Below are 24,535 nucleotides of genomic sequence, written 5' to 3'. Positions count from 1 at the left end.
CACGCGCCCACCCGGCAAGCTTCATCAGACCGACACTAATACTCACAAATTCGTACGCCTGCCCTCAGATGGGTGAACTGCTGACTACCCCTTCCCGGGGCTCAGTTCAGGGCCACGTCCGGCGGGAAGTGGGCCACCGCGGCCATCATGCCGCCCTGCCGGCGGAGCACCATCGGCCAGAGGTCGTCCGGCCGGTCGACGAAGGCGTCACCGGGGAGCGCGTCGAGGACGAACCACGACCCGTCCTCGATCTCCCGCTCCAGTTGGCCCGCGCCCCACCCCGCGTAGCCGGCGAAGACCCGGATGCCGCCGACGGCGTCCCGCAGCCGCTCCGGATCCACGGAGAGGTCGACCGTGCCGACGGCGCCGGAGACCCGGTGGAAGCCCCTCACCGGCTTGATCGGGTGCCGCATCCGGGCTAGGCAGATCGCCGAGTCGGGCTGCACCGGGCCGCCCTCGAAGAGCACCGCCGGGTACCGGGCCAGGTCGCTCCAGTCCCCCAGCACGTCCGCAACCGGCACCTCGGTGGCCCGGTTGAGCACCACGCCGAGGGCGCCGCCGGGCTCGTGGGCGACCAGCAGCACGACCGTACGGTCGAAGTTCGGGTCCTTCAACGCCGGAGTCGCGACCAGCAGCCGTCCGGTCATCGACTCCATGGCCCGACCACCGATCGCCTGTCCCTCCTGCATGTCGGACATTCGTCACCCGCGCTCCGGGACAGGGATCCCGACGCCGTGGACCATCCGCGCTGTCAACGCCATGCCTGGCACCATAGCTTGCGCTCCGCACGCTGGCTAAGGTCTGACGGGCAGGTGATCGGACAGGAATGGGGGAACCGATGGGGCCGACGGCCGAACTGGCGGTGATCGGTGGATCGGGGCTTTACGCCCTGCTCGACGGGGCCACCGAGCACGTCCTGGAGACGCCGTACGGCGCGCCCTCGGACGCCGTCACGATCGCGGAGATCGGCGGTCGGCGGGTGGCCTTCCTGCCCCGGCACGGGCGCGACCACCGCTACCCGCCGCACCTGATCCCGTACCGGGCCAACCTCTGGGCGCTGCGCTCGCTCGGGGTGCGCCAGGTCCTCGCGCCGTGCGCGGTGGGCGGCCTGCGCCCGGAGCTGGGCCCGGGCACCTTCGTGGTGCCGGACCAGCTCATCGACCGGACCAGCGGGCGCGCCCAGACCTACTACGACCGGGGCGCGGTGCACGTCTCGTTCGGTGACCCGTACTGTCCGGTCGGCCGCCGTACGCTGCTCGACGCGGCGGCGGGGCGGGAGGTGCCGGCGGTCGACGGCGGGACGGTGGTGGTGGTCGAGGGGCCGCGCTTCTCCACCCGGGCCGAGTCCCGCTGGTTCACCTCGATCGGCGGGACGGTGGTCAACATGACCGGCCACCCGGAGGCGGTGCTGGCCCGCGAGCTGGCCCTCTGCTACACGTCGATCGCGCTCGTCACCGACCTGGACGCGGGCGTGGAGAGCGGCGGGTCGGTCACCCAGGAGGAGGTGTTCCGGGTGTTCGCGGAGAACACCGACCGGTTGCGCGGGGTACTGCTGGACGCGCTGGCCGGGCTGCCGGCCGAGCGGGACTGCCCCTGCGGCCACGCGCTGGACGGGATCAAGCTGCCCTTCACGCTGCCCTGACCCGACGCCACGAGACCTGGGAAGCGCCCGCCAAGGCCCCGGCCTCCCGATAGATTCGGCTGGTCGGAGGACTGATCACCGAGCCGTCTCCGACACGGTGCGGCAGACGGAGGCAGTCGGCGATGGCAACGGTCCGCGACACGACGTACGCCCTGCTCCGCGACCTGGGCCTGACCACCGTGTTCGGGAACCCCGGTTCCACCGAGGAGCCGTTCCTCCAGGACTTCCCGGCCGACTTCGAATACGTGCACGCGCTGCAGGAGGCGACCGCCGTGGGCATGGCCGACGGGTACGCCCAGGCGACCGGCAAGCCCGCGCACGTGAACCTGCACACCGCCCCGGGCACCGGCAACGGCATGGGCAATCTGGTCACCGCCTGGCACAACAAGACCCCGCTGATCGTGACCGCCGGCCAGCAGAACCGGGAGATGCTGCTGATCGAACCGCGGCTGGCCAGCCGCCGGGCGGCGGAGCTGCCCCAGCCGTACGTCAAGTGGAGCCACGAGCCGGTCCGGGCGCAGGACATCCCGGCGGCGCTGATGCGGGCGTACGCGACGGCGGTGCAGCCCCCGACCGGGCCGGTCTTCCTCTCCCTGCCGATGGACGACTGGGACCGGCCGGCGGAACCCCCGCCGCAGGTACGCGCGGTGGCCACCCGCTACGCGCCGGACCCGGCCCGGCTGCGCGACTTCGCCGCCGTGCTGGCGGCCAGCCGATCCCCGGTGCTGGTGCTCGGTGCGGCGGTGGACCGGGCCGGGGCCTGGCCGGCGGCGGTCGCCCTGGCGGAGCGGCTGGCCGCGCCGGTCTGGACCGCCCCGGCGCCGGAGCGGGCCGTCTTCCCCGAGGACCACCCGCACTTCCGGGGCGTGCTGCCGTTCGCGATCGGGCCCCTGGCCGAGGCGCTGCGCGACCACGACACGGTGCTGGTGGTGGGCGCGCCGGTGTTCCGGTACTACCCCTACGTGCCCGGCGACTACCTGCCGACGGAGGCGCGCCTGCTGCACGTCACCGACGATCCGGAGGAGTCGGCCCGGGCCCCGGTCGGGGAGAGCCTGCTCGGTGACGCCGGGCTGGCCCTGGCCGACCTGCTGGCGCTGCTGCCGGCGACGGACCGCCCCGCCCCGACCGCCCGGCCGGAGCCGGAGCCGTCACCACCGTCGAGCCCGCCCACCGCGGACGGGCTCTTCGCCGCGCTGGCCGCGCACTGGCCCGCCGACGGGGTGCTGGTGCAGGAGTCGCCGTCGAACCTGTCGGCGCTGCGCCGCCGGCTGCGGATCACCCGGCCGGGCTCGTACTTCACCATGGCGAGCGGCGGGCTGGGGTTCGGGCTGCCGGCGGCGGTGGGGATCGCGCTGGCGGAGCGGGACACCGGACGCGGCCGGCCGGTGGTGGCGGTGGTCGGCGACGGTTCCTTCCACTACTCGGTGCAGGCGCTCTGGACCGCCGCGCGGCTGCGGCTGCCGCTGCCCGTCCTGGTCCCGGTCAATCACCAGTACGCAATCCTCAAGGCGTTCGCGGACTTCAAGCACACGCCGGGGGTGCCCGCGCTCGACCTGCCCGGGCTGGACATCGCCGCAGTGGCCCACGGCTACGGCTGCGCCGCGGCGGTGGTCGACCCGCTGGACCAACTCGGCGACGCCCTGAGCGCGGCGCTGGCCGCGGACCGGCCCACGGTGCTGCCGGTGCCGATCAACACCGAGGTGCCCCGCATTCTGTGAGCGCCTGTCCCGGGGTCGCGGCCGGTCGCGGCCGGGGCGCCCGTCAGGGGCCGTCGACGAGCAGCGGCGCGCCGGTGAGCACGTCGAGCACCGGCCGCGCGCCGAGCGGGACCTTCAGCGTCACCGTGACCGGCTCCAGCTTCAGCTCGTTGGTGCAGACGCCTGGCGACCGGGTCACGCCGCCGCCGACCACCACCACGTCGTCGCGCTCCAGCACCAGCGGGGTGATGCCGGTGTCGCAGGCGCCGACGCCGAGGCGGTAATTCAGCCGCGCACCGTCGGCGGGTGCCGTCAGTCCCTGGGTACCCACCACCCCGTCGGGTGCCGGCCGGGTCGGGGCGACCCCCTCGGGTACGGCGGTGACCGCGCCCGGCGCGACGGCGAGCCGGGCCACCGGGGCGCGCAGCTCCCTCACGGTGAACAGCCAGGCCGGCACGTCCGCCACGCCCCGGCTGGTCCGCACCGGGGCGGTGCCCAGCCGCACGGCGGTCACGGTCAGCGGGATGCAGGCGCCCGGGTCGGCGGGACTGCTGACCGCACCGTCCGGCCCGGGTTCGATGGTCGGCCCGCCGTCCTTGGGCCGCCCGGTTCCGCCGGTCCGTCCGGGCTCCTTCGGCCGACCGGCGCAGGCCGGCGGGTCGCCCTGGTCCAGCTGGGCGTACGCCTGGGCGGCGCTGACCAGGGGCACGCGAAGCGTTCCGTCGGGGAACCGGATGGTGCCGTCGCCCGGCTTCGCGGTCGGCATGGCGATCTGGTCGCGGTACCAGCCCATCCGGAACGCCGCCTCGGTGCCGGGGCCGAAGCCGGGATCGCCGACGAGCAGCGTGGCCTCCTGCAGCGGGACGTACCCGGTGCGCCACCCCGGCCCGGGGCGCCAGGTCTCCGCCACCTCGGCGGCTCGCTGGTAGAACGCCTCCCACCGGTGGTCGGGGCTCTCGCCGGACGGCGCGCCGGCGGACGGCCCGGAGCCGGCCGGGGCGCAGCCGGCGGCGACCAGAAGCGGGAGCCCGAGCAGGGCGATCGTGCGACGCATGCCCGTTGGACGCCCCGCCCGCGCCACCGGTTCCCGAACCGGCCCCCACGCCGGGGTTCGAGCTGGGACAGCCGCTCGCGCCACGGCCGACCGGAGCCATCCCAGACACGCGCCCCACTCGCGTCGACCCAGCCGGTCCGCCTCGCCCGTTCGGGTCCGGCCGGTCGCCTGCAACCGATCCGGCCCACCGTCACTGCTGGTGACCGACCGGCTCACCCCGTTGCGGGTGGACGGCCGGGTGATCCGATGGCATCTGGAGGATTCATCTACTGCGGGGGCGACGCGACCTGGACCGGCACCTCCCGGGTCAGATATACCTGTCAGGCATATTTATGCCTCACAGGTATATCGCTCACGGGCATGCCTGGGTCCGGGCCAGGTCGAGCGGGCGGACCGAGGGACCCCCTGCGGGCGGACCCCGCGAACCGGCCAGGCGGACCGGAGAAAGCGGCGCTAGGTCTCCCCGCCCAGGTCGGCCTGGTACGCCTCCCAGAGCAGGTCGGCGCCGCGCTGCCGGTGCCGGTGCAGCGCCCGCAGCAGCTGCGCGGCCCGCCCGCACAATTCCTCGACCGGTACGCCGGGTGCCTCGGCGACGTGCTGCAGGGCGACGATCGCGGCGGCGATGTCGGCGTGCTCGCGGGCCAGCAGGCGCACCCCGCGGTCGAGCCGCGGCGCCTGGTGCAGCAGCTCCGCGTAGAGGCCGGCGGGTCCCTCGGTGACCCGGACGTGGTCGGCGAAGGCCCGCCCGAGCGGGCCGAGGCGAACGACCAGTCGCTCCCGCCAGTGGGGCTCACGGGACCCGGCGAGGGCCCGGGCGAGGGCGTGGACGTCGCCGTGCAGGGTGGGCCGATGCTGGCGCGGGGCGGGCGGACGGGCCGCCGCGACGACGGTGGACGGCTGCTGGATCGGATGGGTGACCATGGGCACCTCCCGCGCTGCTGCGCTATCCCGTACAGCGATGGTGAACCTGCTCGACGGCCCTGTCCAGGCCCGGGAATCACCTCATCTGCACCACCGCCCCGAGACCCGGGCACTGCTCGCCGGCCGCCCGGCGGCAGTGCGGCATCGTCTTGCGCTCAAGCCGGTGCGAGGCGGCAGGACCGACCCACGAATCTTCCGGGCGCCACCCGCGACCATCCACTGTATCGAGCGGTGTACGGTGCCGACGTCCGTATCCGGTAACCGCCGGTCCTGTGCAGCCGGCGGAACCGGTGGCCACTCATCGTGAGAGCGGCTCACCCGACGCCCCCCGCCGTCCGCCGTCATCGGACACAATCGGCGGCGACCGGGCACGGGCGGCAGACCGGAGGGGCGACATGCGGGGGCTGAGTTCTGAGACGGCCAGGGCGGACGAGTTGCGCCAACGTCTGTTCCGGCCGGCCGAACGGTGGGGCTGGGCGTACTTCGCGCCCGCGCCGGTGGCCGTCCACCCGGAGGCCGGCCGGCCCCCGATCCACCAGCAGATCTACGTGGCGCCCGACTACGCGTTCCGGCAGAAGCAGAGCAAGCGCGCGTGGCTGGGCCTGCTCGGCTTCCTCTTCCTCACCTTCTGGGCGGTGGTGTGTGCCGGCGGAGCGCTGCGGCCGCTGCCGCTGACGGCGAAGTGGGTCACGTCGCTGATCCTGGCCGTCGGGGTCGTCCTGTCGGTGGCGCGGTTCATCCTTGTCCGGCGCCGGTTCAGGGTGATGAAGCGGACCTACGACACCCAGCGCCGCGCCGCGGCCGAGGGGTACGAACAGGCGCGTGCCGACTGGGAGCAGCGGGTTTCCGAGCACAACCGGAGTGAGTACAGCCGGTACCACTCGGCCATGTTGTGGCACCCGCTGCGGGCGAACCCGAACGCGAGCCGGGTCGACGTCTTCGGCGGCACCGAGGACGGCTGGGCGAGCCTGCTCGCGACCACCGGTGCCGCCGCCCTGGCGGCCGGGTCGTCGATGCTCATCCTGGACTTCAGTGAACAAGCCGTGGCGGACAACCTCGTCGTGCTGGCTGCCGAGCAGGGACAGCCGGTCGCGGTGCACGAGCTTCCGCCGGACCTGCCGGTGCTGAGTCTGCTCGGCGATCTCCAGGCCGCCGAGCTGGCCGAACTGACCGCCGAGGCGGTCCACAGCTTGCAGCGGCCCGCGCTCGGCGGTGATCTGCGCGGGCTGCACGCCGACCTGCTCACCGCGGTCGCCATGCGCCTGACCGGGCCGGTGACGTTCACCCGGCTACATGCCGGTGTGCAGGTCCTGCGCCGGGTGCATGAGGTCACGTCGGCATCCGTGCTCACCCCGGACGAGATTCGAGCGCTGAACTCGTACGTGGACGTCGCCGGGAGCACCGAGCAGGCGCGTAACGAGTTGCAGGCGCTCGACGGCGCGTTGAACCTGATCGCGCAGGAAGAGGAAGCGGCGGGCGAAGGCGTCGACGTACGGGGCTTCGACTCGGTGTGGCCGGAGCGCGGGCTCTCGGTCGTCGCCACCACGTCCAAGGTCCGGCGCCGCAAGCAATTCCTCGACTACATCGTGTTCTATCGGACCCTCCGGGAGCTGCATTACCGGCACGCGGGCGGTCGGGAGATCCTGGTCGTTGCCGGTGCCGACCGGATCGGGCTGGATGCGCTCGAGACGATGACCCGGCAGGCCCGTCGGGTCGGGGTGCGGCTGATCCTGTTGCTCGAACACCTGCGGGACGACCTGCAGAAGCTGCTCGGCGGCTCGGACAGCGTCACGATCCTGATGCGGCTGGGCAACGGCGCCGAGGCCGCCACCGCGGCGGAGTTCATCGGGCGGGGCCACCGGTTCGTGCTCTCCCAGCTGACCGAGCAGGTCGGCAGGACCTTCACCTCGGGGAGCGCGTCGTCGGTCGGGGAGTCGTCCGGCACATCGACGAGCCGTGGCTACAGCACGGGCAGCGGCTTCTCCTCCGGAGGCGACGGCCGGTCGTCGTCCTCCTCCACGTCCGGCTACACCCGGAGCACGACCCGGGAGAGGTCGCAGAACTGGTCGGAGACGGTGAACCAGTCCGCGGCCGACTCGACCACCACCGGCAGCACCCAGGCGCGCGTGTACGAGTACACGGTCGAGCCGACCACGCTGCAGAGTCTCGCACCGACGGCTTTCGTGCTGGTGGAAACGGGCATGGCCGGACGGCGGGTGGTCGTGGGTGACTGCAACCCGGGCATCGTCCTGCTCGACCGGGTCGCCGTCGAGTCGACGCCGAGCTGAGGCGTCGCGGTGTCGGTACTCGACGGGTTCAGCTTCTACCAGGTTGTCACCACGCCCCGCGGGGACGACCTCGCGTCCGGCGCCGACCGACCCAGCGAGGACGGCGGTCGGGTGCCGGCCCAGCTGTTCGCCGCCCTGACCGCCGCCCACGCCGACCTGCGCCATGGGGGCTCGGATGCGGCGTTCGCCGTGGCTTGGGACCGGGTCGGCGGGCAGCGTCGGATCCGGGTACTGCTCGGGGGACGTCCGCATTTTCCGCCGGCAAGGGCAGCGGCGGCGGCGCCCACCGGGCGGATTCCGGTCCTCTACCCGCCCGGCAGCGTCGGGGTGGGGGTGGACGTGGCAGACCTCGCCCGGCAGTGGGATTCCTTGCCGTCGTGGACCAGGTGCGCAGGTCGCCCGGATCCGTTGTGGTCGGCCGGGTCCGATCAGGGCGGGGGGCGCCCGGCACGCGGCGGGTTCGACGACTACGTGGCTCACCTGCTCGGTGACTTCGCCTGGCTCGTCGTCGCGGAACCGCAGGACACCGGCAGCGTCGAGCGGGAACTGCTCAACCTCGAAACCAGCATCCCGAGGCTACGGCAGCGGGAGAACTCGGAGCCGGACCGGATCGCGCTGCTGCGTGCGGAGGGCCGGTACCGGGAGTTGTCCCGTGCCCAGCCGGCCGGGCTGTGGACGGTGCACGTGCTGGTCGGCGGCCCGGACGAGGCGAGTACGCGGGCAGCGGCAGCGCTGCTCTGCAGCGCAAGCGAGCTCGACACGTTGCCCTACGTGCTGACGCCCGGGTCGGTCTGCGCGGGGTTCGCCGAGGTGTGGAACAAGCCGCTGGACGGGACGTTGGGGTCGCCCCAGTCACCGTTCTCGGCGACGGGCGAGTTCGTGGCGGCGGTGGCCCGCCCGCCCCGTCGCGAGCTGCCCGGGATCCGTTTGGTGGAGCCGCCGCTGTTCGACGTGACCCCGGAAACCGAGGGGCAGGTACCGCTCGGTGTCGTGCTGGATGACGCCGATCAGCCGGTCGGCGAGTTCAGCCTCGCGCTGGGCACCCTCAACCGGCACACCTTCGTCGCCGGGGCGACCGGGTCGGGCAAGTCACAGACCGTGCGGCACCTGCTGACCGGCCTGCACCGGGCCGGCGTGCCGTGGCTCGTGATCGAACCCGCCAAGGCCGAGTACGCCGCCATGGCGGGCAGGCTCGGTCCCGCCGGGCAGGTCACCGTCATCCGCCCGGGTGACCCCGACGTGTTTCCGGCGGGGCTGAACCCCCTGGAGCCCGAACCGGGGTTCCCCCTGCAGACGCACCTCGACCTCACCCGGGCGCTCTTCATGGCCGCCTTCGACGCCGAGGAGCCCTTTCCGCAGGTGCTGGCCCAGGCGCTGAGCCGGTGCTACACCGAACTCGGCTGGGACACGGTGACCGGCAAGGTCCGTAAGCCTGCGGTCGCGTCGAGGTATCCGAGCCTCGGGGATCTCCAGGCCGCCGCTGTCGAGGTCGTCAAGGGCATCGGGTACGGCAAGGAGGTGTCGGACAACATCCGCGGGTTCGTCGACGTCCGGATCGGCTCGCTCCGGCTGGGCACCCCGGGCCGGTTCTTCGAGGGCGGGCACCCGCTGGACATCGCCGACCTGCTGGCCCGCAACGCGGTGCTGGAGATCGAGGACATTGGATCCGACGCCGACAAGGCGTTCTTCATCGGAGCCGTACTGATCAGGTTGTTCGAGCATCTCCGGGTGCGTCACCGCGCGGGGGCGTCCGGCCTGCGGCACGTGATCGTGCTCGAAGAGGCCCACCGCCTGCTCAAGCGCGCCGAGCCCGGCAGCGCGACCGAACACGCCGTGGAACTGTTCACCTCACTGCTCGCGGAGATCCGCGCGTACGGCGAGGGCATCATCGTCGCCGAGCAGATCCCCGGCAAGATCGTGCCGGACGTCGTGAAGAACACCGCCTGCAAGATCCTGCACCGGCTCCCCGCCCAGGACGACCGGGAAGTCGTCGGCGCCACAATGAACCTGAGCGAGGCACAATCCCGGCACGTCGTCACCCTGCCGCCGGGCCGGGCCGCGGTGTTCACCGACGGAATGGACCGCCCGGTCCGCATCGGCATCCCGCTGGGCGAGGCCGCCGAGGACCCGTCGGGTGTCTCGACATCCCCGGCGATCACGGCCCGGCGCAGCCCGGTCTGCGGTTCGCTGTGTCAGATCGAGCCCTGCACCCTGCAGCAGCTCACGGACGCGGTGTACGCCGCCGACGAGGACGCCCGCCTGGTGCTGTGGATTGAGCTGCTCACGGTCGCGCACATCGCGGGCCGTCCGATCCCGAGTCCGGATGCGACGTGGATCGCCGGGCTGCACCAGCAATTCACCCCCCGAGAGCTGGAATGCGCGGTCGCCCACCGGATCCAGGTCGCTGTTGACGCCCGGTTCCGGGGCATCACCGAATACAACCCGGCCGCCGATTTCATCGGGCACCTCGCGGCGAGTGCCCGGGCCACCCTCGCCGGCCGTAGGCCGGAATGCGACATCCGGGATCGCCGGTGGCAGGCCGGCACGTACCGGTGGCGTGACGTCCAGGTCGCGCTGAGACAGGTGACCGTACCGGACGAGCAGTGCCATCCGGACTCCGCGTCCTGGGCCGCACGGGGTCTTGACCTGCCCGGCCGGACGAGGGCAGCGCAGTTCGCCGCGCTCAAGAGTCGCCCGGACTACTGGCGCAACGACGACGCCACCGTGCTCGGCACGATCACGCCACCGCTGTTCGAGGTCGCCGCACGTCGGCTCAGCAACGAGGGCGATCCGGTCGAGCGGTTCAAGGCGGCGACGAGGTTCCTGAACCTCGGCTCTTGGGCGCCGTACGTGCTGCGGATCGGCGAGAACCGCCGGGCGTGACGGACGGGCGAGGGGAGACGGCACATGAACGAGACCGGCAACGAATCCGCGGAGGCACCGCGGCCCGCTGACAGCGGAGGCGAGGAGGGGGCTGACCGGCCGAGCGGCCCACAGGAGGCCCCGGACGAGGGCGATGACGGGACCGCCACGTCCGGCGAGCACGCGGACGCCTCGACCGGGAGCAGCGACCGCGCAGCCCTCAGCGGGGACGGGCCACAGGAGGCCCCGGACGAAGACCGGGAGGGCGCCGACCGGCCGAAAAGTCCGGAGGATCCAGCGGCGGACGGTCCCGAGAGCCGAAACTCACCTGTCGACGGCCCGCAGGAGGCTCCGGACGAGGACGCCACCGACGCCGAAGCTGGTGACCCTGCCGCTGATCCCGAGGATTTCGGGCGGGAACTGGAGCTGAAGCCGGACGACCCGCGATACGACGGCGGGCCCTGGGAGCAGGGGACCACCTCGGAGATCTCCGATGGTGGCGTCGGCAGCCCGGAGGCCAGCCGGCCGGAACCGGAGCCGGGGGACGCTTACGCGCACGGTGCCGACGCGGGCCCCGCGCCCGACTCGGAGAATCCAGCCCCGCACGACAGGGCCGGTTCGCAGGACCAGGACGCCCTCGGCGCTGGGGAAGACGTGGGGCCGACGAGTCCGGACCTTCCGGACACCGAGCGCTCGGACGCCGATCGGCCGGAAATGTCACCTGGGTCCGCGGAGCGAACGGATCGCGAGCAGGAGGGGGCTGCCGACCTGGACGGCACGCACAGAGATCCAAATGGTGCGGAGCGGCCCGGACCGCAGCAGGCCGAGGAACACGCGGCGGGGCCCGAACGGCAACGGGCCGAGGAACCGGCCGAGGGGCCCGAACGGCAGCAGGCTGAGGAACAGGCTGAGGAGCCTGTTTCGCAGCGGTCCGAGCAGGAACGGATCGGCCAGGAGCAGGCCGGGGAGCAGGAGCAACAGTCTGGCGAATCGGAACCGACCGAGGGCCAGAGCAGCGACGAGCAGGACGGACGGATCAGCGAGGTCGAGGAGGAGGCCCGGGATGAGGTGCGGGTGAAGATCGTCCAGCAGACTCTGGAGACGATTGGCATCGAGGGGACCGCCGTGGAGGCGTTCTCCGAGGCCTACAAGAACCGCAATCTCATTCTGACCTCGCCGTGGGTTGCCTTGGCGTACGCCAAGGACGTCTGGAAGAGCATGAAGGACCAGAAGGACCAGTGATTCATCGCTCGGGCCCGTGTTCCAGCGCACAACCCCTGCGTCGCGCAGCCGGGCGCGGGCGGGTCGCTCGGGAGCGCCAGCGGGTCGGGTCCCCGCATAGGAAAAGGCCCTGAGAGTGTCAGTGACACTCTCAGGGCCTTTCGGTGGAGGTGCCGGGAATCGAACCCGGGTCCTTCGCCGGTTTGTCAGGGCTTCTCCGAGCGCAGCTCGCTATGCCTCTACTCGGCCCCACCGATCACGCGAGCGAGTTGGTGTGACGGGCCCAGTCGCTGATTAATCTCGCCGCACGGACCCCGCGACCGGGTCCGGTTGGCCAGCCTTCTAGCTGATGCCGGCTAACTGGGTCGAAGGCGCTCCCAGGCCGACAGACTCACTACTCGCCTCAGGCGGCGAGAGCGAAGTCAGCGCGATTGTTCTTGGCGCTTATTGGTTTCCGACGAACGATTCTCGAGACGACGTCGGCTTCCTCGGCTCGCTTCCCCTGCCGCAACGTACGAAGTCGAAACCAGTCACCCCCTCGAAGGGCCGCCCTTTGCGGCGGCACTGACAAGACTAACGCCTGCCGCAACAGGTTTCATCCCGAGCCCCGGCTCGGCGAGCCGACCGGGACGAAGCGGACAAGTTACTCGTCCATGCCCTTGCCACGCCGGCCCGCCACCCGGGCGATCTCCCGGTCGGCGTCCCGCTTGGCGAGGTCCTGGCGCTTGTCGTACGACTTCTTACCCTTGGCGAGGGCGATCTCCACCTTCGCCCAGCCGTCGGAGAAGTAGACCTGCAACGGCACCATGGTCAGGCCGCCCTCGCGGGTCTTGCCGATCAGCCGGTCGATCTCCAACCGGTTGAGCAGCAGCTTGCGGGTACGCCGGGGCTCGTGGTTGGTCCAGGTGCCCTGGGTGTACTCCGGGATGTGCATGCCGTGCAGGTAGAGCTCGCCGTTGCGTTCCTGGGCGAACGCGTCGACCAGCGACGCCCGCCCCGCCCGCAGCGACTTGACCTCGGTGCCGGTCAGCGCCATGCCCGCCTCGTACGTGTCGAGGATGGCGTAGTCGTGCCGCGCCTTCTTGTTGGAGGCGACCACCTTGCGACCCTTTTCCCGTGGCATCGGCGCCACCTCCTTCCAGCTGACCCACGACCGGCTGACCGGCCGCGGGGCGAGATCATGTTACCCGAATGACAAGGACCCTCCCGCGCCGTTTATTCCTGGCGCGGGAGGGCCTCGGCAGAGCCGGTGCGGAAACTAGACCCGCAGGTAGAACCGGAGCGTGACCCAGGCGGTGACGGCGCTGACCAGACCGCCGACGCCCGCCATGAGCGGGAACATCAGGAGGATCTCGGACCAGGAGATCGGCGTGATCAGGCCCTCCAGCGTCGCCATCGACCCGCCGGCGGCGAAGGTCTTCAGGGTGATCAGCGCGATCAGGCCCAGGATCGAGCCGATCAGACCGGCGACCACCGCCTCCAGCACGAACGGCGCCTGGATGAACCAGTTGGAGGCGCCGACGAGCTTCATGACCGCGACCTCACGCCGCTTGCTGTAGGCGGCCACCTGGATCGTGTTGGCCACCAGGAGCAGGGCGGCGACCGCCATCACGATCGCGATGGCCAGCGCGAAGGTCTGGATCCCGGTGAGCACGCCGAAGACCTTGTCCAGCAGCTTGCTCTGGTCGACGATCTCGTCGACGCCCTCGGTGTCCTTGTACTGGTCGTAGATGCTCTTGTACTGCTCGGGGTTGACCAGCTTGAGTCGGAACGACTCGGGCAGCTGGTCCGGCTTGACCGCGCTCACCAGGTCCGGAGCGTCCTGGTACATCTCCTGGAAGCGCTTGTACGCCTCGTCCTTGTTGACGTACACGACCTCCTTCACCAGGGGGTCGCTCTTCAGCTTGGCGTCCAGATCGGTGCGCTGCTGCTCGTTGACGTCGGTCTTCAGGAAGATCGAGACCTGGATGTTCTCGTAGTAGAGATCCTTCATGTCGCCGACCTTCTGGTACAGCAGACCGCTGCCGCCCAGCATGAACAGTGACACCGCCAACGTGATGATCATGGCGATGGTCATGGTGACGTTGCGCCACAGCCCGACCAGTACCTCGGACAGGACGTATTTCACGCGCATCGGGGGTTCCTCCGGCTCTCCGGCATGAGGTGTTCGTCGTCAGGGTCTACGGCTCGCAGCCGAGCGCCGGCTCAGCCGTAGACGCCGCGGGCCTGGTCGCGCACGATGCGGCCGCTTTCGATCTCGACGACGCGGCGGCGCATCTGGTTCACGATGTTGGAGTCGTGCGTGACCATCACGACGGTCGTGCCGGTGCGGTTGATCCGGTCCAGCAGGCGCATGATCTCGATCGAGGTGTCCGGGTCCAGGTTTCCGGTCGGCTCGTCCGCCAGCAGGATCAGCGGACGGTTCACGAACGCCCGGGCCACGGCGACCCGCTGCTGCTCACCACCGGAGAGCTCGTGCGGGTAGCGGTGCTCCTTGCCACCGAGACCCACCAGCTCCAGCACCTCCGGCACGACCCGGCGGGCGACCGCCTTGGTCTTGCCGATCACCTCGAGGGCGAACGCCACGTTCTCGTACGCGGTGCGGTTGGGCAGCAGCCGGAAGTCCTGGAAGACACAGCCGATGGAGCGCCGGAAGTGGGGTCGCTTCCAGGAACGCATCGACGTGACGTCCTTGCCGTTCACGACGACGCGGCCCTTGTTGGGGCTGACCTCGTGCAGCAGCATCTTGATGATGGTGGACTTGCCGGAGCCGGATGGACCGATGAAGAAGACGAACTCGCCCTTCTCGATCGAGACGGACACGTTGTCGAGCGAAGGCCGGGACGCCTTCGGGTACGTCTTCGTCACTTGCTCAAGCTGAATCACGGGTCGAGAGTCTACGCGGTGTAACCGGAGAGCCAAGCCCCCCGCCCCCCAGAGAACGAGGCGAGTCGTCTATTTGGTGTCTGACGTGGAGATCGACGACGCACTCCGCCCGCAAGTGATCACGCAGCGTCGCCGGCCATTTGCTGCTGCTTGCGCCAGCGGATGCCCGCCTCGATGAAGCTGTCCAGCTCACCGTCGAAGACCGCGGACGGATTGCCCGTCTCCTGCTCGGTACGCAGATCCTTCACCATCTGATACGGGTGCAGGACGTACGACCGCATCTGGTCGCCCCACGACCCGGCGGCGTCGGTCTTCAGGCCCGCCATCTTGGCCTGCTCCTCCTGGCGCTTGCGCTCCAGCAGCCGGGCCTGGAGCACGCGCAGCGCGGAGGCCTTGTTCTGCAGCTGGGACTTCTCGTTCTGGCAGGTGACCACGATGCCGGTCGGGATGTGGGTGATCCGCACCGCGGAGTCGGTGGTGTTGACGCTCTGCCCACCGGGGCCCGAGGAGCGGTACACGTCGATCCGCATCTCGTTCTCGGGGATGTCGATGTGGTCGGTCTGCTCCACCACCGGCAGCACCTCGACGCCGGCGAAACTGGTCTGCCGGCGGCCCTGGTTGTCGAACGGGCTGATCCGCACCAGCCGGTGGGTGCCCGACTCGACGCTGAGCGTGCCGTAGGCGTACGGGACCTTGACGGTGAAGGTCGCGGACTTGAGGCCCGCCTCCTCGGCGTACGAGGTCTCGTAGACCTCCGTCGGGTAGCCGTGCCGCTCGGCCCAGCGCAGGTACATCCGCAGCAGCATCTCGGCGAAGTCCGCCGCGTCCACGCCGCCGGCGCCGGCCCGGATGGCGACCAGCGCCTCCCGCGAGTCGTACTCGCCGGAGAGCAGGGTGCGGACCTCCATCTCCTGGATGGCCTTGGTCAGCCCGGTGATCTCGCCCTCGACCTCGGAGAGCACCCCGGGGTCGGACTCCGCCTCGGCCAGCTCCAGCAGGACGCCGGCGTCGTCGAGCCGGGCCCGGAGGCTGCCGAGCCGGCCGATCTCGCCGTTGACGTACGACAGCTGCGAGGTCACCGCCTGGGCCTTGGCCTGGTCGTCCCAGAGGTCCGGCGCGGACGCCTGCTCCTCGAGCCGGGCCTTCTGCTCGTGCAGCCGGTCCAGGTTGAGGACGGCCTCGATGTTGCGGAGGGTGGCGTCGAGTTCCTTGAGCTGTTCGGCGTAATCGGCAGCGGTCACGACAGACAAGCGTACTTGGCCGCCTGCGGTCCGTTCACCTCAGATGGCCCGACCCGCCGCAGCTGTTCAGCCGACCGGGGCGGTCTTGAGCCAGGACAGGGCGGCCTTGTGGTAGGCGACGGCGAACTCCAGCGCGCTGGCGTCGTAGGTGTCGCCTTCCTTCTTGGCGTTCTTCACCTGTTCCCGGACCGCCGCCAGGGCCTCCGTGTGGTACTCGTTCGCCGAGGCGTACAAGTTCTTCAGCTGGCTCGCCGAGTGCAGGTTGCCGAAGGCGATCCGCAGCGCGATCGGGTTGCGGATGGTGTCCCGGCCGGGGTTTTCCGCCAGCCACTTGGAGAATGTCCGTTTCCCGGCCGCGGTGATCGCGTAGGGCTGACTCATCCGCGGCCCGGGCTTGCCGAGCCGCACGAACCCCCGCTCGGCCAGCACCGGCAACTCGCGGTAGACCTGACTGCGGGTCATCGACCAGTACGGCGCCAACCGCCGTTCAGCGGCGGCCATCAGCTGGCCGCCTGTCATCGGGCCCTCGTGCAGCAGGCCCAGCAGGGCCGCCGCAGTGGGGTTGACTCCGGATTCCGCCATGCCCTCTAAGCTGCCACTTTGCCGACGCGGCGTCCAGGATTTGCCGTTTTCGCCACCCGACGGGGCTTCCAATGTGCACTGTCGGCGGACGACAGTCCCCCGAGGATGACCGGTGCCCTCGGCCGGACGTCCGGCGGGGCCGACCCGGCCGCCGGTGACGCTGCGCGCGCCACCGGCGACCGTCGCCGGTTCAGCCCATGTGCGGGTACGTGTGGTCGGTCGGCGGGACGAAGGTCTCCTTGATCGTCCGCGGCGACATCCAGCGCACCAGGTTGTGCCAGGAGCCGGCCTTGTCGTTGGTGCCGCTGGCCCGGGCGCCCCCGAAGGGCTGCTGCCCGACCACCGCGCCGGTCGGCTTGTCGTTGATGTAGAAGTTGCCGGCCGCGTACCGCATCTTCTCCGCCACCGCGTCGACGACCCGGCGGTCGTTCGCGAAGATCGACCCGGTCAGGGCGTACGGGGCGATCGCCTCGGCCTGCGCGACCACGTCGTCGAAGCGGGCGTCGTCGAAGACGTGCACGCCGAGGATCGGGCCGAAGTACTCGGTGGTGAAGGTCTCGTGCGCGGCGTCGCTGCACTCGAACAGGGTGGGCCGGACGAAGTACCCGACCGACTCGTCGGCCGTGCCGCCGGCCAGGACGCGGCAGGTGTCGTCGTTGTTGATCAGCTCCAGCGCGGCGGTGTGCCGGAAGAACGCCTTGTCGTCGATCACCGCGCCGCCGAAGTTGCTGAAGTCGGTGACGTCGCCGTAGGTGAGCGAGTCGGCGGTGGCGGCCAGCCGGTCACGCAGCCCGCCCTCCCACAGCGACCGCGGGACGTACGCCCGGGAGGCCGCCGAGCACTTCTGGCCCTGGTACTCGTACGCGCCCCGGATCAGCGCGGTGTGCAGCGCGTCCACGTCGGCGCTGGTGTGCGCGACCACGAAGTCCTTGCCGCCGGTCTCGCCGACCAGGCGCGGGTAGCCCCGGTAGCCGGCGATGTTCTCGCCGACGGTCCGCCACAGGTGCTGGAAGACCTTGGTGGAGCCGGTGAAGTGGATGCCGGCCAGGTCCGGGTCGGCGAGCACGACGTCGGAGACCTCCTCACCCCGCCCGGTGACCATGTTGATCACGCCCGGGGGCAGGCCGGCCGCCTCGAAGAGCCGCATGGTGAAGTGCGCGGCGAACTGCTGGGTCGGACCCGGCTTCCAGACCACGGTGTTGCCCAGCAGCGCCGGTGCCGAGGGCAGGTTGCCGGCGATGGCGGTGAAGTTGAACGGGGTGACCGCGTAGACGAAGCCCTCCAGCGGGCGGTGGTCGAAGCGGTTCCACACCCCCGCCGACGACATCGGCTGCTCCGCCAGCAGCTTCCGGGCGAAGTGCACGTTGAACCGGAGGAAGTCGATGAACTCGCAGGCGGAGTCGATCTCGGCCTGCACGGCGGTCTTGGACTGACCGAGCATGGTGGCCGCGTTCAGGGTGTCCCGCCAGGGGCCGGCCAGCAGCTCGGCGGCGCGCAGGAAGATCGCGGCCCGCTCCTCGAAGGGCAGCGCCCGCCACATCGGAGCGGCGTCCTTGGCGGCCTTGACGGCGGCGCGGGCGTCCTCGTGGTTGGCGTGACCGGTGACACCGAGCACGTGCGCGTGCTTGTGCGGCTGGACCACGTCGATCGACGCGCCGCCGGCCATCCGCTGCTCACCGGCGATGGTCATCGGCAGCTCGATGCGCTCGGCGGCCAGCTCGGTGAGCCGCCGCTGGAGCCGCTCCCGGTCGGCGCTGCCCGGCTCGTAGGTGCGTACCGGCTCGTTGCGCGGCTCGGGTACGGAGAACACGGCGTCCATCACAGGCTCCTGTGCGATCTCGACGGCGGTGGCGAAACCGGACCCGCGGGCACCGACCGGACGGCCGGTCGCCGGGCACCGCGCGGTGGACCGGTCGCGGCGGCGGGACCTGCGCCGATTCTTCCATGCGAGCCCCCTCGCCCCACCCCGCCCCGCCTCTCCCGGCCCGGGCCCGCCGGCTGGCCGGCCGAACACCGGGACGGACCACCGCACACCAGACCGTAGGCCAACCGGCGGCAGAGGCGGCGAACCGTCTGCAGCGTGGACGGCAGCCCTGCGATTCTTCGGCAACCGACGGACGATGCTCCACCGCCGGCACCACGGGGATGCGTGGGTGCGGCGGGCGGAGGCGGGCACGGGGTCGGGCGCGCGGCGACGCGTACCCTGGATGACCGGTGACCTGCCCGGCCGTCGCGGCCGATCCGGCGTCCGTCGAAGGGGAGACGATGAGCAACCAGCCCGGCAGCTCCACGGCCGCGGAACCGGACCAGCCCACGGCCGCCCCGGTCGAGCAGACCGCCCCGGCCGACGTGGCGGGTACGGCGGCGGGCACCGGCCGGGCGACGGTCGCACCCGGTGCGGTGGTGCTCGCGCTGGTCGCCGTCGGGTGGCTGGCGGCGATGCTCTGGTCGACGCGGGCGGCGATCCACTCGGCCGAGGCCGGCGTCACCGCGATCAGCCTCTCCGCGTACGCGCTGCCCGGGGTCATCTCGGCCGCGTTGGTCGCCGGTGCCGCGGGCGCCCTCGCGGCCACCAACCCACTGGCCCGCCGCACCGAACGGGCCACCCTGCGCTTCCTGGCCGCCACCGGTGCCGGCCTGCTGGTCGGGCTCGCCGCCGCCGTGGCGATCAACCTGACGTACGCCGACAACGCCACCACCAACACGATCGCCGGCACCACCGCGGCGGCGGCCATCATCGGCGGCGCGGTCGCCGGCGCCCGCACCGCCCGGGTGGTGGGTGCGGCCGCGAGCGCGGCGCTGGCCACGCTGATCTTCGTGGTGGCCTTCAGCCGTGCCCGGGACCCGCTCTCCGACCTTTTCGGCTCGGGCGACAGCCAGGAGTCGGTGCTCACCGCCGCGAAGTGGGTGTCCCGTACCGAATCGCTGCTGGCCGGGCTGCTGGCCGGGCTGGTGGCCTTCGGCTACCTGACCTGGTCGCGCCGCACGGCCCGCCGGGACACCGCCGCGCCGCAGCCGCGCTGGCCGGCCTACCTGCTCGCCGGGGCGGGGCCTGGTCTGCTCCTGCTGCTCACCGAGGTGATCATCCGGGTCGGCGGCCGGGCGTTGCTGGACCTGGCCGCCGCGCTCAGCGACGCCGACCAGGTCGCGCAGACGGCGCTCGGCACCTCGCGGATCGACAATGGCATCTGGGTGCTCTTCGTCGGGGCGCTGACGGCGCTGGTCGCCTTCGGTCGCACCCTCGGCCCGGCCGTCGACGCGGACGAGGACGAGCCGGCCGGCTGAGCTACCACCGCCGGCCGGCGCGGCGGGCGATCGTCAGGAGACGGTGCGGAGCAGCAGGTCCAGCTCGGTCACGTCGTACCACTCCAGCTCGTGGTCCTCGGCGCCGTCGACGGTGAACTGCGCGTCCGGGTCGCCGGCCTGCGCCTCGGCGATCACCTCGGCGGCGGCCGCCACGTCGTCGACCGCCTCCGCGCCGTCGACATGGAGCGCGGCGACCGCGGCCACCGGGATCGGCCCGATCAGCCGTACCAGGCTGGACCCGAGCTCGCCGTCGCCCCGACCGACCGACGCGGCGGGCACGTCCACGGAGACGACGACCCGGCGCCGGGGCGCGCTCGAATCAGCCCGGAGCAGAAGCAGCGCGTCCTGGGCGGCCCGGGTGAAGGCGACGTACTCCAACTCCTCCTCGTCGCCCTCGGCGTACCACTCGCGCAGCATCGGAGTGACCGCGTGCGCCTCGCCGTCGGTGAGCCCCTGCTCCCGCAGCCGCGACAGCATCGGGACGGTCGCCGGCACGTACACCCGGACAAGCTCGTCGGTCACCGGTGTCTCCCCTGCTCAAGGCCGGGACCAGCGGACGCCGGGCCCCGGGCGCCGATCATGCCGTACGCCGTGACCGTCATACACCTCGTACCCGTCCGGGAGAAGTCTCCCGTCGGTGTGTCCCGCGCGCCTCGTGTCGGGCGCGCCGGTTGGGCGCCGCTGGGTCCACGGCGCTCCTGATGGCAAACTGAGGCAAACGACGTCAACCCCGGGAGTTCGCGTGGAGCCGAGGTTCCTGCTGCTGTCCGACGTGGCCGCCGAGCTCAACGTGTCGGACTCGCAGGTCTACCACATGGTGCGCAGCGGAGAGCTGCCCGCCATCAAGATCGGTGGCCGAGGGCAGTGGCGGGTCGAGCGCTCCCGCTTGGAGGAGTACATCCAGCAGAAGTACGCCGAGACCGCCGAGTGGGTACGCGGAAACCCGCTCACCGACCGCGACGGCGAGTGATGGGGCATTGACGGTCGGCGCTCGCATGCCGGAAACTGGAGCCTGTCGGAGGCAAACGAAGGCAAACGTAAGGATCAGGGGTTGAGGATGGTCGACACCCGCCGCCCACTGGCACCACGGCCACCCGTCCGACTGCGTCCGGCACCGCCGATCGACCCGCCGTGCGTCGACGAGGACGAGCCCTGGTCCGTCCCGGCGTCGACCAGCTGGCCCTGGACCTGTTCGACGCCCGTCCACGGGACCCCGGTCGGCCGGCGGGGCGACCCGGCGACGTCCGGCCCACCCCCGGCGGGCCGGGACGGCGGGTCACCGGGTCACCGCCCGCCGCTCTCGCCACCGCCACGCCCGAGGCCACCCGCGCCGCCCAGCGGTTCGTCCGCACCTTCCTCGAAATTCTCAACGGCTACCGGCCACCCGCCCAGCTCCGCCCGCTCAGCGATCCGCCCGCCGCGACGGAGATCGCGGCGGAACTGGCCCGCGCCGCCCGCCGGCTCGGTCCGGCACGCCGCCGGTCCAGCCGGCCGGTGCTCGGGCTCCGCCGGCTGCGCGCCTGCGAGCCACGGGCAGGGGCGGTGGAGGCGGCGGCGGTGCTCGCCGGAGCCGGCGGCGTGAGCTGGGCGATCGCCCTGCGCCTGGAACACCGCCGCGGCAGCTGGCTCTGCACCACGCTCCAGGTCCTCTGACGCCCACCGTCCCGCCCGTCGCCCCCTGACGGGCTCTCCCGCCGGCCAGGGCGATGGGGACTGCGCCACGCGGGCCCGGTCGGCGGGTAGGGACGCGCACGGGCCCCGGCCGATGTCGGCCGGGGCCCGTCGTCGCGGTGCGGGTGTCGGTCAGGCGTTGTTCGGCGCGCCGTGGCAGCGCTTGTACTTGCGGCCGGAGCCGCACGGGCAGGGCGCGTTGCGGGACGGGCCCTCGCCGGCGGCGTCGACCTTCCCCGGAGCCGCCCGACGCGCGGTGCTCGCCGCGGTGGCCTGGCCGCTCACGCCCGCCGCCGCCGGCTTGCGCGGCGAGGAAGACTTGGCCGGGGCGGCGGGCCGCTCCGGCGCCTCCGTCCGGCCTAGGCCGAGGGCCGGGGCATTCTGCTCGGGCCGTTCCACCACGACCGAGCCGCGCCCGGCCTCGCCGTCGACGGCGGGCGCCGAGTACTGGAGGCCCTGCTGCTGCGGGGCGCGGCTGAGGCCCTTGGCGCGGATCTCCACCGGCTTCTCCAGCAGCTGCACCTCCTCGGCCTCCGGCTCGGGCTCCTGGACCTGGACCTCCAGGTTGTAGAGGAAGCCGACCGTCTCCTCCTTGATGCCGTCCATCATGGTGGCGAACATGTCGAAGCCCTCGCGCTGGTACTCGATGACCGGGTCGCGCTGGGCGTACGCCCGCAGGCTGATGCCCTCCTGCAGGTAGTCCATCTCGTAGAGGTGCTCGCGCCACTTGCGGTCGATGACCTGGAGCAGCACCATCCGCTCGAGCTGGCGGACGGCCTCCTCGCCGAGGGTCTCCTCGCGCCGGTCGTACGCGGCGTGCGCGTCCTCCTTGAGGCGGGCGAGCAGGAAGTCCTGGTCGAGGCCGGCGCGGGAGCCGACCTCCTCCTCCAGTTCCTCGACGGAGACACCCACCGGGTAGAGCTGCTTGAGGCTGGACCAGAGCTGGTCGAGGTCCCAGTCCTCGGCGTAGCCGTCGCTGGTGGCGCCCACGACGTACGCGGTGACCACGTCGTCGATCATGTTGCGAACCTGGTCGGAGAGGTCCTCGCCGTTGAGCACCCGGAGGCGCTCGGCGTAGATCACCTGGCGCTGCCTGTTGAGCACCTCGTCGTACTTGAGGACGTTCTTCCGGATCTCGGCGTTCTGGCCCTCGATCTGGGCCTGCGCGCTCTTGATCTGGCGGGTGACCATCTTCGACTCGATCGGCACGTCCTCCGGGATGTTGAAGCGCTCCATCACCGCCTCGACCGCGCCGGCCCGGAAGCGCTTCATCAGCTCGTCCTGCAGCGAGAGGTAGAAGCGGGACTCGCCCGGGTCACCCTGGCGGCCGGCCCGGCCGCGCAGCTGGTTGTCGATGCGCCGGGACTCGTGCCGCTCGGTGCCCAGCACGTACAGGCCACCGGCGGCGGCGACCTCCTCCGCCTCGACGTCGCAGGCCTGCTTCCACTCGGGCAGGACCTCCTCCATCGCCTTGGCGTACTCCTCCGGCTGCTCGACCGGATCGAGGCCGCGCTGGCGCAGCTCGTTGGCGGCGAGGAACTCGGGGTTGCCACCGAGCAGGATGTCGGTACCGCGACCGGCCATGTTCGTGGCGACGGTGACCGCGCCCTTGCGCCCGGCCTGGGCGACGATCTCCGCCTCCTTGGCGTGGAACTTCGCGTTCAGCACGGAGTGCGGGATGCCGCGGCGGCGCAGCAGCGTGGAGAGGATCTCGGAGTTCTCCACCGAGACGGTGCCGACGAGCACCGGCTGACCGGCCTGGTGCCGCTCGGCGATGTCCTCGATGACCGCGTTGAACTTGGCCTTCTCGGTCTTGTAGATGACGTCGGCCCGGTCGAGCCGGACCATCGGCCGGTGCGTCGGGATGGTCACGACGCCGACCTTGTAGACCTTGTTGAACTCGCTCGCCTCGGTCTGGGCGGTACCGGTCATGCCGGAGAGCTTCTCGTAGAGGCGGAAGTAGTTCTGGAGGGTGATGGTGGCCAGGGTCTGGTTCTCCTGCTTGATCTCCACCCCCTCCTTGGCCTCGATCGCCTGGTGCATGCCCTCGTTGTAGCGGCGCCCGTGCAGGATGCGGCCGGTGAACTCGTCGACGATCAGGACCTCACCGTCGCTGATGATGTAGTCCTTGTCGCGCTTGTAGAGCTCCTTGGCCTTGATCGCGTTGTTCAGGTACCCGACCAGAGGCGTGTTCACCGACTCGTAGAGGTTGTCGATGCCGAGCCGGTCCTCGACCTTGGCCACGCCGCGCTCGGTGATCGCGATGGTCCGCTTGGCGTAGTCGACCTCGTAGTCGCCCTCGCCGTCCGTGCCGGGCTGGAGGCGGGCCACCACGCCGGCGAACTCGGAGTACCAGCGGGCCGAGTGCTCGGCCGGGCCGGAGATGATCAGCGGGGTCCGGGCCTCGTCGATGAGGATCGAGTCCACCTCGTCGACCACGGCGAAGTTGTGGCCGCGCTGCACCAGCTCGTCCTTCGACCAGGCCATGTTGTCGCGCAGGTAGTCGAAGCCGAACTCGTTGTTGGTGCCGTAGGTGATGTCGCACTCGTACGCGGCGCGGTGCTCGCTGCTCGGCCGGTTGGGCAGCACCACGCCGACGGTCAGCCCGAGGAACTCGTGCACCCGACCCATCCAGGCGGCGTCGCGCTGGGCCAGGTAGTCGTTCACCGTGACCACGTGCACGCCCTTGCCGGACAGCGCGTTCAGGTAGACCGCCATGACCGAGGTCAGGGTCTTGCCCTCACCGGTCTTCATCTCGGCGATGTTGCCGAAATGCAGCGCCGCGCCGCCCATCACCTGGACGTCGTACGGCCGCTGGCCGAGCACCCGCGCGGCCGCCTCGCGGACCGTGGCGAAGGCCTCGGGCAGCAGGTCGTCGAGGGTCTCACCGTCGGCGAGCCGTTCCTTGTACTGCTCGGTCAGGCCGCGCAGCTCGTCGTCGGTGAGGTTGACGTAGTCGTCCTCGATCGAGTTGACGGCGGCGGCGACGGCCTTGAGCCGGCGCACCATACGGCCCTCGCCCGCGCTAAGGACCTTTTCCAGAATCGACACGGATCAACGCTCCCCTAGACAGTCTCGAACCATCGTAGGCGCTCCGCCGCGGCGATGGTCACTGGTGGCGGCGGTCCGGGGCAGCGAAACCGACATAACGTGCGGCCCACGCC

Annotated in this window: 18 protein-coding genes, 1 other RNA gene and 1 pseudogene; 8 read left to right on the top strand and 12 right to left on the bottom strand. The window is 71.5% G+C overall.

Annotated elements, in window-relative coordinates; genetic code table 11:
• Positions 1–101: 101 nt before the first annotated feature.
• Positions 102–698 (bottom strand): YqgE/AlgH family protein, encoded by a 597-nt coding sequence (locus tag I8N68_RS29365; protein WP_372433898.1) that lies wholly within the window; start codon positions 696–698, stop codon positions 102–104.
• A 140-nt stretch (positions 699–838) separates the two neighbouring features.
• Here I8N68_RS29365 and I8N68_RS29360 point away from each other — a divergent pair, with 140 nt between their 5' ends.
• Positions 839–1,642: an S-methyl-5'-thioadenosine phosphorylase gene (locus tag I8N68_RS29360; protein ID WP_200215999.1), complete on the top strand. Its 804-nt coding sequence runs from the start codon at positions 839–841 to the stop codon at positions 1,640–1,642.
• A 122-nt stretch (positions 1,643–1,764) separates the two neighbouring features.
• Positions 1,765–3,360, top strand: a complete 1,596-nt coding sequence (gene mdlC / locus I8N68_RS29355) for a benzoylformate decarboxylase (RefSeq protein ID WP_200215991.1) — start codon at positions 1,765–1,767, stop codon at positions 3,358–3,360.
• 43 nt (positions 3,361–3,403) lie between these two features.
• Here mdlC and I8N68_RS29350 read toward each other — a convergent pair whose 3' ends face one another.
• Entirely contained in the window at positions 3,404–4,393 is a 990-nt protein-coding gene (locus I8N68_RS29350; protein WP_200215989.1) for a hypothetical protein, read from the bottom strand.
• Between the two features lie 453 nt (positions 4,394–4,846).
• Positions 4,847–5,314 carry a hypothetical protein gene (locus tag I8N68_RS29345; RefSeq protein ID WP_200215987.1) on the bottom strand — a complete coding sequence of 156 codons (468 nt, stop codon included), beginning with the start codon at positions 5,312–5,314 and terminating at the stop codon, positions 4,847–4,849.
• A 434-nt stretch (positions 5,315–5,748) separates the two neighbouring features.
• Here I8N68_RS29345 and I8N68_RS29340 point away from each other — a divergent pair, with 434 nt between their 5' ends.
• The 3 genes from I8N68_RS29340 to I8N68_RS29330 are packed head-to-tail and all read left to right on the top strand — an operon-like array spanning position 5,749 to position 11,706.
• Complete coding sequence (locus I8N68_RS29340; RefSeq protein ID WP_200215985.1) at positions 5,749–7,602, top strand: hypothetical protein; 1,854 nt, start codon at positions 5,749–5,751, stop codon at positions 7,600–7,602.
• 9 nt (positions 7,603–7,611) lie between these two features.
• Positions 7,612–10,485 (top strand): ATP-binding protein, encoded by a 2,874-nt coding sequence (locus tag I8N68_RS29335; RefSeq protein WP_200215982.1) that lies wholly within the window; start codon positions 7,612–7,614, stop codon positions 10,483–10,485.
• 24 nt (positions 10,486–10,509) lie between these two features.
• Positions 10,510–11,706: a hypothetical protein gene (locus I8N68_RS29330; RefSeq protein WP_200215979.1), complete on the top strand. Its 1,197-nt coding sequence runs from the start codon at positions 10,510–10,512 to the stop codon at positions 11,704–11,706.
• A 141-nt stretch (positions 11,707–11,847) separates the two neighbouring features.
• On the opposite strand, the gene ssrA is transcribed toward I8N68_RS29330, so the two are convergent.
• The 7 genes from ssrA to pruA form a co-directional block, all read right to left on the bottom strand.
• Positions 11,848–12,223, bottom strand: a transfer-messenger RNA (tmRNA) gene (ssrA, locus tag I8N68_RS29325).
• A gap of 105 nt (positions 12,224–12,328) precedes the next feature.
• A complete protein-coding gene (smpB, locus tag I8N68_RS29320; RefSeq protein WP_109802327.1) occupies positions 12,329–12,808 on the bottom strand; it encodes an SsrA-binding protein SmpB in 480 nt (159 codons plus the stop codon).
• Between the two features lie 135 nt (positions 12,809–12,943).
• On the bottom strand, positions 12,944–13,819 hold the full coding sequence (ftsX, locus tag I8N68_RS29315; protein ID WP_200215977.1) for a permease-like cell division protein FtsX: 876 nt from the start codon (positions 13,817–13,819) through the stop codon (positions 12,944–12,946).
• A 71-nt stretch (positions 13,820–13,890) separates the two neighbouring features.
• Complete coding sequence (ftsE, locus tag I8N68_RS29310; RefSeq protein ID WP_109802316.1) at positions 13,891–14,571, bottom strand: cell division ATP-binding protein FtsE; 681 nt, start codon at positions 14,569–14,571, stop codon at positions 13,891–13,893.
• Positions 14,572–14,690: 119 nt separating this feature from the next.
• Complete coding sequence (prfB, locus tag I8N68_RS29305) at positions 14,691–15,812, bottom strand: peptide chain release factor 2 (RefSeq protein WP_200215975.1); 1,122 nt, start codon at positions 15,810–15,812, stop codon at positions 14,691–14,693.
• A 66-nt stretch (positions 15,813–15,878) separates the two neighbouring features.
• Complete coding sequence (locus I8N68_RS29300; protein WP_200215973.1) at positions 15,879–16,394, bottom strand: PadR family transcriptional regulator; 516 nt, start codon at positions 16,392–16,394, stop codon at positions 15,879–15,881.
• Between the two features lie 190 nt (positions 16,395–16,584).
• Positions 16,585–18,213 carry an L-glutamate gamma-semialdehyde dehydrogenase gene (gene pruA / locus I8N68_RS29295; RefSeq protein ID WP_200215971.1) on the bottom strand — a complete coding sequence of 543 codons (1,629 nt, stop codon included), beginning with the start codon at positions 18,211–18,213 and terminating at the stop codon, positions 16,585–16,587.
• Between the two features lie 446 nt (positions 18,214–18,659).
• On the opposite strand from pruA, the gene I8N68_RS29290 reads away from it, so the two are divergent.
• Entirely contained in the window at positions 18,660–19,679 is a 1,020-nt protein-coding gene (locus I8N68_RS29290) for a hypothetical protein (protein ID WP_200215969.1), read from the top strand.
• Between the two features lie 33 nt (positions 19,680–19,712).
• Here I8N68_RS29290 and I8N68_RS29285 read toward each other — a convergent pair whose 3' ends face one another.
• On the bottom strand, positions 19,713–20,222 hold the full coding sequence (locus tag I8N68_RS29285) for a DUF6912 family protein (RefSeq protein WP_200215968.1): 510 nt from the start codon (positions 20,220–20,222) through the stop codon (positions 19,713–19,715).
• 220 nt (positions 20,223–20,442) lie between these two features.
• On the opposite strand from I8N68_RS29285, the gene I8N68_RS29280 reads away from it, so the two are divergent.
• Both I8N68_RS29280 and I8N68_RS29275 read left to right on the top strand, forming a co-directional pair.
• Positions 20,443–20,670 carry a helix-turn-helix transcriptional regulator gene (locus I8N68_RS29280; protein WP_200215965.1) on the top strand — a complete coding sequence of 76 codons (228 nt, stop codon included), beginning with the start codon at positions 20,443–20,445 and terminating at the stop codon, positions 20,668–20,670.
• A gap of 87 nt (positions 20,671–20,757) precedes the next feature.
• Positions 20,758–21,353 (top strand): annotated as a pseudogene (locus tag I8N68_RS29275) (Rv3235 family protein).
• Between the two features lie 150 nt (positions 21,354–21,503).
• On the opposite strand, the gene secA reads toward I8N68_RS29275, so the two are convergent.
• Complete coding sequence (gene secA / locus I8N68_RS29270) at positions 21,504–24,422, bottom strand: preprotein translocase subunit SecA (RefSeq protein ID WP_200215963.1); 2,919 nt, start codon at positions 24,420–24,422, stop codon at positions 21,504–21,506.
• Positions 24,423–24,535: the final 113 nt, after the last annotated feature.

Origin of the sequence: Micromonospora coerulea (assembly GCF_016598485.1) — a bacterium.
In the GTDB taxonomy this organism is placed as follows: domain Bacteria; phylum Actinomycetota; class Actinomycetes; order Mycobacteriales; family Micromonosporaceae; genus Micromonospora; species Micromonospora coerulea.
The sequence above is the reverse complement of the archived record's forward strand: the minus strand, read 5'-3'. Positions and strand labels throughout refer to the sequence as shown.

Excerpts from the sequence above, each read along its gene's own strand:
- I8N68_RS29365 (WP_372433898.1), bottom strand. The coding sequence starts at position 698 with ATGTCCGACATGCAGGAGGGACAGGCGATCGGTGGTCGGGCCATGGAG.
- I8N68_RS29360 (WP_200215999.1), top strand. The coding sequence starts at position 839 with ATGGGGCCGACGGCCGAACTGGCGGTGATCGGTGGATCGGGGCTTTAC.
- mdlC (WP_200215991.1), top strand. The coding sequence starts at position 1,765 with ATGGCAACGGTCCGCGACACGACGTACGCCCTGCTCCGCGACCTGGGC.
- I8N68_RS29350 (WP_200215989.1), bottom strand. The coding sequence starts at position 4,393 with ATGCGTCGCACGATCGCCCTGCTCGGGCTCCCGCTTCTGGTCGCCGCC.
- I8N68_RS29345 (WP_200215987.1), bottom strand. The coding sequence starts at position 5,314 with ATGGTCACCCATCCGATCCAGCAGCCGTCCACCGTCGTCGCGGCGGCC.
- I8N68_RS29330 (WP_200215979.1), top strand. The coding sequence starts at position 10,510 with ATGAACGAGACCGGCAACGAATCCGCGGAGGCACCGCGGCCCGCTGAC.
- smpB (WP_109802327.1), bottom strand. The coding sequence starts at position 12,808 with ATGCCACGGGAAAAGGGTCGCAAGGTGGTCGCCTCCAACAAGAAGGCG.
- ftsX (WP_200215977.1), bottom strand. The coding sequence starts at position 13,819 with ATGCGCGTGAAATACGTCCTGTCCGAGGTACTGGTCGGGCTGTGGCGC.
- I8N68_RS29300 (WP_200215973.1), bottom strand. The coding sequence starts at position 16,394 with ATGGCGGAATCCGGAGTCAACCCCACTGCGGCGGCCCTGCTGGGCCTG.
- pruA (WP_200215971.1), bottom strand. The coding sequence starts at position 18,213 with ATGGACGCCGTGTTCTCCGTACCCGAGCCGCGCAACGAGCCGGTACGC.
- I8N68_RS29290 (WP_200215969.1), top strand. The coding sequence starts at position 18,660 with ATGAGCAACCAGCCCGGCAGCTCCACGGCCGCGGAACCGGACCAGCCC.